Source organism: Mycobacterium sp. NGS63 (assembly GCF_059812295.1).
Window position 1 is genome coordinate 281,694 of sequence record NZ_JCALCJ010000002.1, and the last position, 13,739, is coordinate 295,432.

Sequence of the window (13,739 nt, forward strand, 5' to 3'; positions counted from 1 at the left end):
GGCTGCCGCTACAGTGCATCGTGTGACCGGGAGAAGGAAAGTTAGGGCGCTGGCCCTCGCGGTGTCGGCCTTGACGATCCTGATCTCCGGTTGCTCGGGTTCCGGCGACAACAAGCCAGGAGCGACGGCATCGTCGACGCCCGGGGGCGGGGACGGCCACCACGGGCCGATGTTCCCGCAGTGCGGCGGCATCAACGACCAGACGGTGGCGGAACTGACCAGGGCGACCGGGCTGGTGAACACCGCCCGCAATTCCGTCGGCTGTCAGTGGCTGGCCGGCGGCGGCATTCTCGGGCCGCACTTCTCCTTCTCCTGGTATCGCGGCAGCCCGATCGGGCGCGAACGCAAGACCGAGGAGCTGTCACGCGCGAGCGTCGACGACATCAACATCAATGGCCACGGCGGATTCATCGCGGTGGGCAACGAGCCCACCCTGGGCGACTCGCTGTGCGAGGTGGGCATCCAGTTCCAGGACGACTTCATCGAGTGGTCGGTCAGCTTCAGCCAGAAGCCGTTCCCGCCGCCGTGCGACATCGCCAAGGAGCTGGCCCGTCAGTCGATTGCGAACGCGAAATGATCAGGCGAAGCGTCGTCGTGTTGCTCGCCGCGCTGTTGGTGTTGACCGGGTGCTCGCGGTCCATCGGCGGTAACGCCGTCAAGGCGGGCGGAAACGTGCCGCGCAACAACACCTCTCAGCAGCAGTATCCGAACCTGCTCAAGGAATGCGAGGTGTTGACCAGCGACATCCTGGCCAAGACCGTGGGCGCCGATCCGCTCGACATCCAAAGCACGTTCGTCGGCGCGATCTGCCGCTGGCAGGCGGCCAACCCGGCCGGCCTGATCGACATCACCCGGTTCTGGTTCGAGCAGGGCAGCCTGAGCAACGAGCGCAAGGTGGCCGACTTCCTCAAGTACAAGGTCGAGAACCGTTCGATCGCCGGCATCGAGTCGATCGTGATGCGCCCCGACGACCCCAACGGCGCCTGCGGGGTGGCCAGCAACGCGGCGGGCGTGGTCGGCTGGTGGGTCAACCCCCAGGCGCCCGGCATCGACGCCTGCGGGCAGGCGATCAAGCTCATGGAGCTGACGCTGGCGACGAACTCCTAGCTGGGCGCGCCTCGAACGTCGACTTGTTGTCGACGATTTCGGCTGTTGAGCTCAACAAGTCGACGTTCGGCCGGCTAGCGCGGGACCTCGAAGCCGGTCAGCGCCGCCCGGCCCGGTTCCAGGTCGCCCCACGCGCCCGGAACCGCCAGCACCGCGATCGCCGACGTCGGGAACTTGGTCGAAATGCGTTCCAGGACAGCGGTGTCCGTGCCGTCGTCGTCGGCCAGGATGATCGCCAGCCCGGACATGGTCGGCTCGTGCCCGATGACCAGCAGCGTGGCGACGTCGCCGGCGGTCGCGTTGATCTCCTCGATCACGTTTCCTGGCGTGGCGCCGTAGAGCCGCTCGCTAAACCGCGCCGGGGCGTCGATGCCGGTGTTGGCCAGGGTCTGCCGGGCGCGGGTCGCGGCGGAGCACAGCACGGCGTCGACGGATGCGTTGGCGCGCAGCCAGTCCCCGGCCAAACCGGCCTCGCGAATCCCGCGCGGCGCCAGCGGCCGGTCGTGGTCGGCCACGCCCTCCGGATAGTCCGACTTCGCGTGCCGCATCAGCAGCAACGTGCGCCGCTCGTTCATCGGCTCACCGTAGTCAACGCGACGCCAAAGCACTACGGCACGTCGTCGTCGTTGTCGGTGAATCGTTCGGGGTGGTGGTAGGCGTTGGTTCTTGGCTGGCCGTGGTCGAGGTGTGCGGGTGGGATCCATTCGGTTTCGCCGTGGGCGTTGATGCGGGTGGTCCAGCCTTGTTCGGCGAGGCGGTTGTCGGGGCCGCAGGCTAGGGTGAGTTCGTCGATGTGGGTGCGCCGGCTGGCTTGCCAGCCTTTGATGTGGTGGACCTGGCTGTGATAGGCCGGGGCGGTGCAGCCGGGTTTGGTGCAGCCGCGATCGCGGGCGTAGAGCATGATTCGCTGCGCCGGAGAGGCTAGGCGTTGGGTGTGATACAGCGCCAGCGGTTTGCCGTCGTGGAAGATGGCCAGGTAGTGACGGGCGTGGGAGGCCATGCGGATCACGTCGGCCATCGGCAGCAGGCTGCCGCCGGCGGTCAGGGCCTTGCCCGCGGCGGCCTCGAGCTCGCGCAGCGAGGCGATGGCCACGATCCCCACCGGTAGCCCATAATGCGAGCCCAGCTTTCCCGAGGCGAGCAGGGCGCGCAGCGCGGCCACGAAGGCGTCGTGGTTGCGCTGGGCTGTCGAACGGGTATCGCGGCGCACCGCGGCCTCATCCGGAGGATCATCGACCACCGGCTTTTCGTCCTCGGGGTTGCAGGCGCCGGGGGCGGCCAGCTTGGCCAACAGCGCCTCGATCGCGGCGCGCAGCTCCGGGGTGACCAGCCCGCTGATGCGTGGCATGCCGTCGAATTCCTGCTTGCCGAAGACGATGCCGCGGCGGCGGGCGCGCTCGCGGTCGCTGTATTCGCCGTCGGGGTGGATCCAGTCCATGATCCGCTGGGCGTATTGGGCGACCTCGTCGGGGCGGTACTGGGTGGCTTTGCCGGCTAAATCCTTCTCGGCGGCCTCGCGCAGCGCCGGGTCCACCTCGTCGGGCAGATGGGCGAAGAAACTGCGGATCACCTTCACATGCCCATCGCCGATCAGCCCGTCGCGGTGGGCGGCCGCGGTCGCGGCAAGCCGCGGCGCCAACGGCTGGCCGGTCAACGCGCGCCGCTCGCCGAGATCCTCGGCCTCGGCGAGGCGCCGAGAGGCCTCGGCCTTGGTAATGCGCAACCCGTCGGCCAGCGCCGTGACCAGGCTGCCGCCCAGCTCCGCGGGGCCGGCCTGGGCGTCGAGCTGATTGATCAGCGTGTGCTGCGGGGCGCGCAGCCGCCGCGCGGCGCGCTCCAGGCGCTCCAACACACGCAACCGCTCCGGAGTCGTCAATACGTCAAACGACAACGCGCCCACCAGGTCCAGGCCAGCGTCGAGCGCGTCGAAGGCTTCGACGATCTCCTCACGACTGCTGCAACCCATACCGCCGACACTACGAACCACCACCGACAAGAAACCCCGAAATGTGACGCCTGAAACCACAGTGACACAAGAAATTTCGCGAACCGAAGACCCGCCGTTAGACGCACAAACCCGCCCCCCGGTTCCATCGAATCGGCCGACCCGCGACGCACCAACCCGAGGGCATGCCGGTGCGCTTCCCCGGACTTGTCGGCCACCAGTCCTAGACTTCGGCACGACCAAGAAAGGGGGTCGCCGGGATGCGATTCCTGCACACCGCCGACTGGCAGCTGGGCATGACGCGGCACTTCCTCGCCGGCGACGCCCAGCCGCGGTATTCGGCCGCGCGCCGCGACGCGGTGGCCGGCCTGGGCGCGTTGGCCAGGGAGGTGGGCGCCGAGTTCGTCGTGGTGGCCGGCGACGTCTTCGAGCACAACCAGCTCGCCCCGCAGGTGATCGGCCAGTCCCTGGAAGCCATGCGCGCCATCGGGATTCCCGTCTACCTGCTGCCGGGCAACCACGATCCGCTCGACGCGTCGTCGGTCTATACCAGCGCGCTGTTCAAGGCCGAATGCCCGGACAACGTCACCGTGCTCGACCGCGCCGGCATCCACGAAATCAGGCCGGGCCTCGAAATCGTCGCCGCGCCCTGGCGGTCCAAGGCCCCGACCACCGACCTGGTCGCCGACGTCCTCGACGGCCTGACCCCGCAGCCTGTCACCCGGATTTTGCTCGCCCACGGCGGCGTCGACGTCCTGGACCCCGACCGCGACAAACCCTCGCTGATCCGGCTCGCAAAGCTTGACGACGCCCTGGCCCGCGGCGTGATCCATTACGTCGCGCTGGGGGACAAGCATTCGCTGACGCGGGTCGGCGACGGCGGTCGCGTCTGGTATTCGGGCTCGCCGGAAGTCACCAACTTCGACGACGTCGAATCCGACCCCGGCCACGTCCTGGTCGTCGACATAGACGACATCGAACAAGAGGTCACCGTGGCATCCCGCGACGTCGGGCGCTGGCGGTTCGTCACCCTGCACCGCCAGGTCGACAACGGCCGCGACATCACCGATCTCGACATGAACCTCGACCTGATGACCGACAAGGACCGGACCGTGGTGCGGCTGGCGCTCACCGGCTCGCTGACGGTCACCGACCGCGCCGCGCTGGACGCGTGCCTGGACCGCTACGCCCGGCTGTTCGCCCACCTGGGCACGTGGGAACGCCACACCGACCTGGCGGTCGTCCCCGCCGACGGTGAGTTCAGCGACCTGGGCATCGGCGGGTTCGCCGCCGCGGCCGTCGACGAGCTGGTGGCCACCGCCCGCGACGACGACGACCCCGCGGCCGCCGATGCCCAGGCCGCGCTGGCCTTGTTGCTGCGCCTGGCCGATCGGGGCGCCGCGTGAAGCTGCACCGGCTGATCCTCACCAACTACCGCGGCATCGCGCACCGCGAGGTCGAGTTCCCCGACCACGGCGTGGTGGTGGTGTGCGGCGCCAACGAGATCGGCAAGTCGTCGATGATCGAGGCGCTCGACCTGCTGCTGGAATCCCGCGACCGCTCCACCAAGAAGGAGGTCAAGCAGGTCAAGCCGACCAACAGCGATGTCGGTTCCGAGGTCACCGCCGAAATTAGCTGCGGCCCTTACCATTTCGTCTACCGCAAGCGGTTCCACAAGAAGTGCGAGACGGAGCTGACGGTGCTGTCGCCGCGGCGCGAACAGCTGACGGGCGACGAAGCCCACGAACGGGTCCGTGCGATGCTCGCCGAGGCGGTCGACAACGACCTGTGGCACGCCCAGCGGGTGCTGCAGGCGACGTCGACGGCCGCGGTGGACCTGTCCGGGTGCGACGCGCTGTCCCGCGCGCTCGACGTGGCCGCAGGCGCCGATGCCGCGCCGTCCGGCACCGAACCGCTGCTGATCGAGCGCATCGACGCCGAGTATGGCCAATACTTCACCCCGACCGGGCGTCCCACCGGCGAATGGGCCGGCGCGATCAAGCGACTGGACGACGCCGAGGCCGCGGTCGCGGAATGCGCGGCGGCGGTGGCCGAGGTCGACGACCGGGTGCGTCGCCACGCCGAGCTGACCGAGCGGGTGGCCGAGCTGTCCCAGCGGCGCGCCGCGGCCGCGCCAAGGCTGACCGCCGCGCGGCAGGCCGCCGAGCGGATCGCCGAGCTCGCCGGCCACGCCCGCGAGGCCAAGCTGCGCGCCGACGCCGCGGCCGCCACCAGCGCCGCCGCCGGCGCCGCCCACCAAGGGCGGGCGCGGCTGCTTGCCGAGATCGCAACCCGCACCGCGGCCGTCGCCGCCGCCGACGCCGACGCGCAACGGGCCGCCGACGCGCAGGCAATAGCCGCAACCGACGCCGAGACCGCGAACGCCGCCGCCGAGCAAGCCACCCAGCTCCTGGCCGGCGCGCAGCGCCGCGCCGAAACCGCCAGGCGCACCGTCGATTTCCTGGCGCTGGCCAAGATCGACACCATCCAGCGCGACCGCGACCGGATCCGCGCGGAGCTGTCCGCCATCCTCGTCACCGAGGAGCTGCTGCAGCGAATCGAAAGCGCCGCGGCCGCAGTGGACCGCACCGGTGATCAATTGGCGGCGATCTCGGCGGGGGTGGAGTTGACCGCCGCCGCAGACATCGAGGTTACTGTCGGTGACCAACGGATATCGTTGCGTTGCGGTCAAAGCTGGGCGACCACCGTGACCGGTACCACCGAGGTCGAGGTTGTCGGTGTCGTGAACGCCCGTGTCGTTCCCGGCGCGACGGCACTCGATGTTCAGGCCAAACACGTTGCCGCACAACAAGAACTGGCGGCGGCGCTCAAGGCCGGTGAGGTGGCCGACCTCGCCGCCGCACGGCTCGCCGGCCAGCGGCGCCGCCATCTGCAAGCCAGTTACGACCAATTGAGCGCTACCCTGGCCGGCCTGTGCGGCGACGAGCAGGAGGACCAACTGCGCGCGCGATTCGCGCAGTTGCGCGCCGATGCACCCGAGTGCGCCGTCGACGCGGCCGCCGCCCGCGCCGAGCTGCAGGCCGCGGAGGCCGCCCGAGACCAGGCCCAAGCGGACTGCGACGCCCGCCGCAGCGCGGCGGCCACCGCCGAGGCCACCCGCGCCGAAGCGGCAACGCGCGCAACGGTCGCCCACAACAATCGCGACGCCCAGCGCGCCGAGCTGGACGCGGCCACCGGGCGGCTGGCCCAGGAGCGGGCGTCGGTCAGCGACGAGGACCTGGCGTCGGCGGCCGAGGCCGGCGACCGCGCCGCGGAAGAAACGCAACAAAGGGTCGCCGAGCTCACCGCCGCGCTGGCCGAAGCGCAACCCGACGCCGTGGACGCCGAATTGACGGCCGCCACGACCGAAGCCGACGAGCTGCACGACACCTACGAACAAACCGCACAGGCGCTGCGCGAAATCGACATCGAACTCTCGGTTTTCGGCAGCGAGGGCCGCCAGGGCAAGCTGGACGCCGCCGAGACCGAACGCGAGCACGCCGCGAGCCAGCACGCCCAGATCGGCGGCCGGGCCCGCGCCGCGCAGTTGCTGCGCTCGGTGATGACGCGCCACCGCGACACCACCCGGCAGCGCTACGTCGAGCCCTACCGCGGGGAGCTGCAGCGGCTCGGCCGCCCGGTGTTCGGGCCCAGTTTCGAGGTCGACATCGACAGCGACCTGTGCATCCGCAGCCGCACGCTCGACGGCGTCACGGTGCCCTACGAATCGCTGTCCGGAGGGGCCAAGGAGCAACTCGGCATCCTGGCGCGCCTGGCCGGCGCCGCGCTGGTCGCCAAGGAGGACACCGTTCCGGTGGTGGTCGACGACGCGCTGGGCTTCACCGATCCCGACCGGCTGGCCAAGATGGGGCAGGTGTTCGACACGGTCGGCGCGCGCGGGCAGGTGATCGTGCTGACGTGCAGCCCCGACCGCTACGACGGCGTCACGGGCGCGCACCGCATCGACCTCGCCGTTTAGCGTTTAGCGCTCGACGGCCGGGGCAAGTGCTATAGACCATGAACTCCAAGCGGCGCCGGATGCAGGAGAAGCTGGCGGCGCTGCCGGGCGTTCGTGCGGTGCGCAGGCCGGTCTCGCAGGGCAGCGGCGACGACTTCGACCTCTACTACGTGCGCGGCGGCCGCAAGTCCGCGCACCCGCTGGTGATCATTCCGGGCGGCCCGGGTGTGGCGTCGGTGCAGATGTACAAGGGGCTGCGCCGCCGGGCCGCGGCCGCGGGCCTCGACGTCATCATGATCGAGCATCGTGGCGTGGGCATGTCGCGCCACGACGACGCCGGCGACGACCTGCCGCCGCGCGCCCTGACCGTGAGCCAGGTCGTCGACGACGTGGCCGCGGTGCTCGACGACGCCCGCGTGGACTCGGCCGTCATCTACGGAGCGTCGTACGGCACGTACATCGCCGCCGGGGTCGGCGTGCGCCACCCCGACCGGGTGCACGCGATGGTCCTCGATTCGCCGCTGCTGTCGCGGCACGACATCGTGATCGTGCGCCGCGCGATCCGCCGCCTGTTGCTGCGTGGCGACAGCCCCGAAACCGCGCCCCTGGCACCAAAAGTCCGCAAACTCGTCGACGCCGGGGTGATGACCGCGTCGGCGACCCAGGTCGTCGCGACGATCTACGGCTACGGCGGCGCCACGCTGCTCGACCGGCAACTCGACCTGCTGCTCGACGGCCGAAAGGCGTTGTGGTGGGCGTTATCCCGTTTCGCGACCCTGAGCAACCTGCCGTACCGCTACGAGGAAGACCTGGTGAGCCGCATCGCGTTCCGCGAGCTCGACTACGCCGCCCACCCCGACGGGCTGCCGCTCGATCCCGCCGTGGCGGAACGCGAAACCCGCACCCAGCGGGTGAGTTTCGAGGACGAACCCTACGATCTGCCGGCCGAGATGCCGAACTTTGGTTGGCCCACCGTGGTGATTTCGGGTGGCCGCGACCTCATCACCCCACCGGCGGTCGCCCAGCGGGTGGCGTCGCTGGTCCCCGGCGCGGTGCTGATGAAGCTGCCCACCATGGCGCACAGCGCGCTGGACTTTCGCGAGCCCGCCGCCCTGTACATCGCCGACGCGGTATGCCGCGGCGACCTCGACGGGCTGGCCGCGCGGGCGCCCGCGCTGGACACGCTTCCGCCGCGACCCTCAATTCGGTTGCTGTGGAAGGCGATCGAGGTGGCGGCCATCGCCGAGGCTGCCGTCCCGACCCTGTCGGCAACCCGCCGGCTCAGCTCCGAATGAATCCGACCGCGGTGTAGTTCAGGTCGGCCAGGCCGGGCGCGCCGAAGTTGGCCAGCGTGCTGCGCACCGCGGCGACGCCGGCGGCCTGGGTCAGCGGCAGGCTGAATCCCTCGGCCCAGATGAGCTTGTCGAGCTCGTTGGCCAGCGCCCGCGCCTTGGCGGGGTCCAGTTCTTCCAGCGTCCGCTCGATCGCGGCGTCGATCTCCGGGCTGCCGATCTTGCCGAAGTTGCTCGCCCCGTCGGACTGGTAGATCTGGGTCAGGCCGGAGAGCGGGAACGCGTCGCCCTGCCAACCGAACTGGGCGATGTCGAAGTCTCCGACGTTGATGTAGTTGGTGAAGAACCCGCTGCCGGACCGCGAGACGAGGTCGAGCTTGACGCCGATCTGGGCGAGGCTGTGCTGGGCGATCTGTGCGAACACCCGGCTGCCCGGCGCGTCGTAGAACAAGTCGCGGATGACCAGCCGGTGGCCGTCGCGCTCCCGGAACTGCCCGTTGAGCTTCCAGCCCAGGGCGTCGAGCTCGCGGCGCGCCGCGGCGGGGTCGTAGGGCACGACGTCGCCGTTGTCCTGATAGCCCTCCTGCCCGGCGACGTAGATGTGGTTGCCCAGCGCCACCGGGTTGCTGGTGAGGCCGTACTGGACGACCCTGGCGATGGTCTGCCGGTCGATGCCTTTGGCGACGGCGACCCGCAACGCTTTGTCTTCGAGGATCGCCCCGTGGGCGCCGTTGAACGTGAAGTGCGACCAGCTCGGGGCGGGGGCGCGCCGGATCGAGATGCCCTTGGTCCGCTGCGCGATGGTCAGGTCGTCCACCGAGCCGATCCCGGCCGCGTCGATCGTGTTGTTCTGCAGTGCCGGCAGCCGCGCCGAGGTGTCGAGCACCAGGTAGGTGATGCTGTCCAGGCGCGGCCGCGGGCCCCACCATTTCGGGTTGCGGGTCAACGTGATTCGCTGCGCGGTCCGGTCGAGCGAGGACACGACGAAGGGGCCCGCCGACGGGCCCGGGGCGTCGAGCTGGCCCTTGTTGAAGGCCTCGGGCGTGGCGGTCGCGCTGGCCGGCAGCAGCATCCCGTTGCCGGCGAACATGCCGCGCCACTCGGCGTACGGCTTGGCGAAGGTCATGACGGCCTGGCGGTCGTCGACGCCGCGGGTCACGGAGGCGACCCGGTCGGCGCCGCCGGGGCCGGCGATCGCGAACTCCTTGTCGGCGCCGCTCAGCGCGTGGATCTGGCTGGCGATGTCGCGCCACGTGATGGGCGTGCCGTCCGACCACACCGCCTTGGGGTTGATGGTGTAGGTGACGACCTGCGGGTTGGTGCCGGTGAGCTCGACGCTGGTGAAGTAATTGGTGTCGACGGTCGTCGAGCCGTCGGGGCCGATGGCGAACGCCCGCGGCAGGGTCGCCTTCATCAGCGAGGCGATCTCGGCCGAATTGCCGTCGACGTTCAGGATGTTGAAGTTCGGCGGAAATTCGCTGAGCGAAAGCCGCAGGGTGCCGCCGTCCTGCAGCGTGGCGGGGTCGCGCGGGTTGAGGTCGCTGGTGCTGCCGATCTTCGCGTTGTTGCCGGCCGGCGGCGCCAGGTCGATGGCCGGCGAGCACCCGGCGAGCACCACGGCGGCCAGCACCACGCCCACTCGCCGCCGAGACTGCGTCCAGAGCGTGCAAAAGTCCCCAAACCGCGCGCTGAGCGCAGTCTCGGCGCGCCTAAAGCCCCTAGACATGCGGCACCGCGCTCAGCAGCCGCCGCGTGTACTCGTGCTGCGGGTTGCCGAAAAGCTGCTCGCTGTCGCCCTGCTCGACGATGGCGCCGGCATACATCACCGCCACCTCGTGGGCGAGGTGCTTGACCACCGAAAGATCATGGGACACAAACAGATACGACAATCCGAAGCGCTCCTGCAGGTCGAGCAGCAGGTTGATGATCCCCGCCTGGATGGAGACGTCGAGGGCCGATACCGGCTCGTCGAGGGCCAGGATCTTGGGCTGCAGCGCCAGCGCCCGCGCGATGCCGATGCGCTGTTTCTGCCCGCCGGAAAACTCGGCGGGGTAGCGGGCCGCATCCCCGCGGCGCAACCCCACCACGTCCAGCAGCTCGGCGACCCGCGCGTGGGTGTCGCCCTTGTCGAATCCGTTGGCCCGCAACGGTTCGGCGAGCAGCTCGAAGACCGGCAGCCGCGGGTCCAGCGACGCCACCGGGTCCTGGAACACGACCTGGATGTCGCGGCGCAGCGCGCGTCGGTCCTTGCGGCTCAAACCCGCGACGTCGCTGCCCAGCACCTCGATCGAGCCGGACTGCGGCGCAACCAGTTCCAGAATCTCGTGCAGCGTGGTCGACTTGCCCGACCCGGACTCACCGACGATGCCCAACGTGCGGCCCGCCCGCAGCTCGAAGCTGACGCCGTCGACGGCGCGGACCTCGCCGGCGGCGCGGCGCAGCACCGCGCCCCTGGTCAGCCGGTAGGTCTTGACCAGATCGCGTACCCGCACCACCACGCTCGAGTCGGCGGCCGAAGCGCCGCGGGCGGCGGTGTCGACCCGGTAGATGTCCGCGGCGCTGCGGTCGCCGACCGCGTCGGTGCGGATGCACGCCGCCCGATGCTCCGCGCCGACCTCGATGAGTTCGGGCTCCGCGGCGCGGCATTCGTCGATCACCAGCGGGCAGCGCGGCGCGAACGGGCACCCCGGCTCCAGTGCGGCCAGCGACGGCGGCGCCCCGGGGATGGGCACCAGCCGGGTGCCCTGCGCGGCGTCCAGTCGCGGGACCGACCCCAACAACCCTACGGTGTAAGGCATTCGGCGGGCGCGGTACAGGTCGGCCACGCCCGCGAACTCGACGACCCGGCCGGCGTACATCACCAGCGCGCGGTCGGCGAACTCGGCGACGACGCCGAGGTCGTGGGTGATGATGAGCACGCCGGCGCCGGTGACGTCGCGGGCGGTCTTGAGTACCTCGAGGATCTGGGCCTGCACGGTGACGTCCAGGGCGGTGGTCGGTTCGTCGCAGATCAGCAGGTCGGGGTCGTTGGCGATCGCGATCGCGATGACGACCCGTTGCCGTTCGCCGCCGGACAGCTCGTGCGGAAAGGCCCGGGCGCGTCGCTCAGGTTGCGAAATGCCCACGAGTTCAAGCAGTTCGACGGCCCGGCGGCGCGCGGCCGCCCGGCCCACTCGCGGCTGATGCACCTCGATGGCCTCGGCGATCTGGTCGCCGACGGTGTAGACCGGCGTCAGCGCCGACATCGGATCCTGGAACACCATGCCGACCGCCTTGCCGCGGAACCGCGACATCGCGTCGTCGGACAGCCCGAGCAGCTCGGTGTCGTGCAGCCGGACCGACCCGCGTACCTGGGCGTGCTGCGGCAGCAGGCCCATCACCGCCATCGCCGACACGGACTTGCCGGACCCCGATTCGCCGACCATGGCCACGACTTCGCCGGGCTCGACGTGGTAGCTGATGCCGCGTACCGCGGTCACCGGCGGCCCGCCGGTGGGGAACGTAACGGCGAGGTCGGTCACCTGAAGCAGCGGGCTCATCGGGTCGCGCTGCCCGGGTCGAGCGCGTCGCGCAGCCCGTCGCCGGCCAGGTTGGCGCACAACAGGATCAGCACCAACACGCCGGCCGGGAACAGGAACACCCACGGGAAGGTGGTCGCGGACTGGGTGCCGTTGGCGATCAGGGTGCCCAGCGACACGTCGGGCGGCTGGACGCCGAAACCCAGGAAACTCAGGCCGGTTTCGGCCAGGATGGCCGCGGCGACGTTGAGCGTGGCGTCGATGATCAGGATGGACGCCACGTTGGGCACCACGTGGCCGACGATGATCCGGCGGCTGGAGACCCCCATATACCGTGCGGCGCGGATGAATTCGCGCTCACGCAGGCTCATGGTCATGCCGCGGACCATGCGCGAGCTGATCATCCAGCCGAACCCGGCCAGCAGCAGCACCAGCAGCAGGATGCCCGACGACTTCTTCGTCCGCGGCGTGACGATCGTGATGATGATGAAGGCGGGCACCACCAGCAGCAGGTCGACCACCCACATCAGCACCCGGTCCCGCCAGCCGCCGAAATATCCGGCGATCGACCCGACGGTGGCCGCGATGCCGGTGGAGATGACCGCCACGCACACACCGATCAGCATCGACTTCTGCATGCCGCGCAGGATCTGGGCGAGCAGGTCCTGGCCCAGCGCGTTGGTGCCCAGCCAGTGGCGGGTGTTGGGCGGTTGCAGCAGCGCGTTGAAGTCCAGGTCGTCGTAGGAGTAGGGCAGCAGCGACGGCAGCGCGTAGCAGCCGACGAACAGCAGCACCAGCACCGCCAGCGCTGCCACCGCCAGCCGGTTGCGGGCCAGCCGGCGCAGCACCAGGGTGCGGCGCGAGGCGAACTCCGTGACCTCCGATCCGGAAACCCCCTGCGCCGCAGACACTTCCGAGGCCGTCATGAGACCCGCACCCTCGGATCGAGCGCCGCGTAGAACACGTCGGACAGCAGGCCGGCCAGCAGCACCACGGTGCCGGAGAACAGCGTGATCGCCGCGATGATGTTGGTGTCCTGGGTCGTGATGCCCACCAGCAGCCATTCGCCCATGCCGTGCCAGCCGAAGATCTTCTCGACGAACACCGCGCCCGTGACCAGCCCGGCCACCCCGTAGGCGAACAGCGTCGCGAGCGGAATCAGAGCGGTGCGCAGCCCGTGCTTGAGCAGCGCGCGGCGGCGGGTGAGCCCCTTGGCGCGGGCGGTGCGAATGAAGTCCTGGCCCAGCACGTCGAGCATGGCGTTGCGCTGATAGCGGCTGTATCCGGCCGCGGCGGCCAGCGCCAGCGTCAGCGACGGCAGGATCAGATGCCGCAACCGGTCGACGAGGTGCGGCCACCACCCGCCGGTCACGCCGGGCGACGTCTCGCCGGTGTAGTCGAACAGCTGGACGCCGAAGGCCCAATTGACCCGCAGCGCACCGAGAATCAGCAGGTTGGCGATGACGAACGTCGGGCCGCTGAGCACCAGCAGCGCCAGCATGGTGACCACGCGGTCGCTGAGCCGGTACTGGCGGATCGCGCCCCACGCCCCGGCCGCGATACCCAGCACCGTGCCCACCACCGAGCCGATCACCAGCAGCCGCAGGCTGACTCCGACGCGGCGCCACAGCGTCTCGGCGACGGGCTGGCCGGTGATGGTCGTGCCGAAGTCGCCGCGCACCGCGTGCGAGGCCCAGTGCGCGTAGCGGACCGGGATCCATTGGTCCAACCCGAGCGCGTGGGCCTTGGCGTCGATGATGGCCTGCGGCGGGCGCGGATTGCGCTGCAGCAGGTTGTCCAGCGGCGAGAAGGTCAGCGACGTCAGGCAGTAGGCCAAAAACGACACCAGCGCCAGCAGCACGACGTAATTGAGCAACCGGCGCGCCAGGAAGCGAATCATGCCCGACCGAGCCGCCCGT

General features: G+C 70.2%; 11 protein-coding genes. 5 read left to right on the forward strand and 6 right to left on the reverse strand.

Going from position 1 to position 13,739, the window contains the following annotated elements; all coding sequences use genetic code 11:
* Window positions 1–22 precede the first annotated feature (22 nt).
* Together AC5Y4Z_RS04645 and AC5Y4Z_RS04650 are read left to right on the forward strand one after the other, a co-directional pair.
* Window positions 23–577: a DUF3558 domain-containing protein gene (locus tag AC5Y4Z_RS04645; RefSeq protein WP_499961151.1), complete on the forward strand. Its 555-nt coding sequence runs from the start codon at window positions 23–25 to the stop codon at window positions 575–577.
* Window positions 574–1,107, forward strand: a complete 534-nt coding sequence (locus AC5Y4Z_RS04650) for a DUF3558 domain-containing protein (RefSeq protein WP_499961152.1) — start codon at window positions 574–576, stop codon at window positions 1,105–1,107. Before AC5Y4Z_RS04645 ends, AC5Y4Z_RS04650 begins: the two co-directional genes overlap by 4 nt.
* A 74-nt stretch (window positions 1,108–1,181) precedes the next feature.
* On the opposite strand, the gene AC5Y4Z_RS04655 is transcribed toward AC5Y4Z_RS04650, so the two are convergent.
* Together AC5Y4Z_RS04655 and AC5Y4Z_RS04660 are read right to left on the reverse strand one after the other, a co-directional pair.
* Complete coding sequence (locus AC5Y4Z_RS04655) at window positions 1,182–1,682, reverse strand: SixA phosphatase family protein (protein WP_499961153.1); 501 nt, start codon at window positions 1,680–1,682, stop codon at window positions 1,182–1,184.
* Between the two features lie 32 nt (window positions 1,683–1,714).
* Window positions 1,715–3,073: an HNH endonuclease signature motif containing protein gene (locus tag AC5Y4Z_RS04660; RefSeq protein WP_499961154.1), complete on the reverse strand. Its 1,359-nt coding sequence runs from the start codon at window positions 3,071–3,073 to the stop codon at window positions 1,715–1,717.
* A 239-nt stretch (window positions 3,074–3,312) separates the two neighbouring features.
* Between AC5Y4Z_RS04660 and AC5Y4Z_RS04665 the strand changes: the two genes are divergently transcribed.
* Genes AC5Y4Z_RS04665 through AC5Y4Z_RS04675 form a run of 3 tightly spaced genes read left to right on the forward strand, consistent with a single transcriptional unit; the run spans window position 3,313 to window position 8,305 of the window.
* Entirely contained in the window at window positions 3,313–4,458 is a 1,146-nt protein-coding gene (locus AC5Y4Z_RS04665; RefSeq protein ID WP_499961155.1) for a metallophosphoesterase family protein, read from the forward strand.
* Entirely contained in the window at window positions 4,455–7,031 is a 2,577-nt protein-coding gene (locus tag AC5Y4Z_RS04670) for an AAA family ATPase (RefSeq protein ID WP_499961156.1), read from the forward strand. Before AC5Y4Z_RS04665 ends, AC5Y4Z_RS04670 begins: the two co-directional genes overlap by 4 nt.
* A 38-nt stretch (window positions 7,032–7,069) precedes the next feature.
* Complete coding sequence (locus AC5Y4Z_RS04675) at window positions 7,070–8,305, forward strand: alpha/beta hydrolase (RefSeq protein WP_499961157.1); 1,236 nt, start codon at window positions 7,070–7,072, stop codon at window positions 8,303–8,305.
* Here the strand turns inward: AC5Y4Z_RS04675 and AC5Y4Z_RS04680 are convergent.
* Genes AC5Y4Z_RS04680 through AC5Y4Z_RS04695 form a run of 4 tightly spaced genes read right to left on the reverse strand, consistent with a single transcriptional unit; the run spans window position 8,292 to window position 13,720 of the window.
* A complete protein-coding gene (locus tag AC5Y4Z_RS04680) occupies window positions 8,292–10,028 on the reverse strand; it encodes an ABC transporter family substrate-binding protein (protein WP_499961158.1) in 1,737 nt (578 codons plus the stop codon). The two genes, AC5Y4Z_RS04675 and AC5Y4Z_RS04680, sit on opposite strands and share 14 nt — an antisense overlap.
* Entirely contained in the window at window positions 10,021–11,841 is a 1,821-nt protein-coding gene (locus AC5Y4Z_RS04685) for a dipeptide ABC transporter ATP-binding protein (RefSeq protein ID WP_499961159.1), read from the reverse strand. Before AC5Y4Z_RS04685 ends, AC5Y4Z_RS04680 begins: the two co-directional genes overlap by 8 nt.
* Window positions 11,838–12,746, reverse strand: a complete 909-nt coding sequence (locus AC5Y4Z_RS04690; protein WP_499961160.1) for an ABC transporter permease — start codon at window positions 12,744–12,746, stop codon at window positions 11,838–11,840. Before AC5Y4Z_RS04690 ends, AC5Y4Z_RS04685 begins: the two co-directional genes overlap by 4 nt.
* A complete protein-coding gene (locus AC5Y4Z_RS04695) occupies window positions 12,743–13,720 on the reverse strand; it encodes an ABC transporter permease (RefSeq protein ID WP_499961161.1) in 978 nt (325 codons plus the stop codon). Before AC5Y4Z_RS04695 ends, AC5Y4Z_RS04690 begins: the two co-directional genes overlap by 4 nt.
* Between the last annotated feature and the right edge of the window lie 19 nt (window positions 13,721–13,739).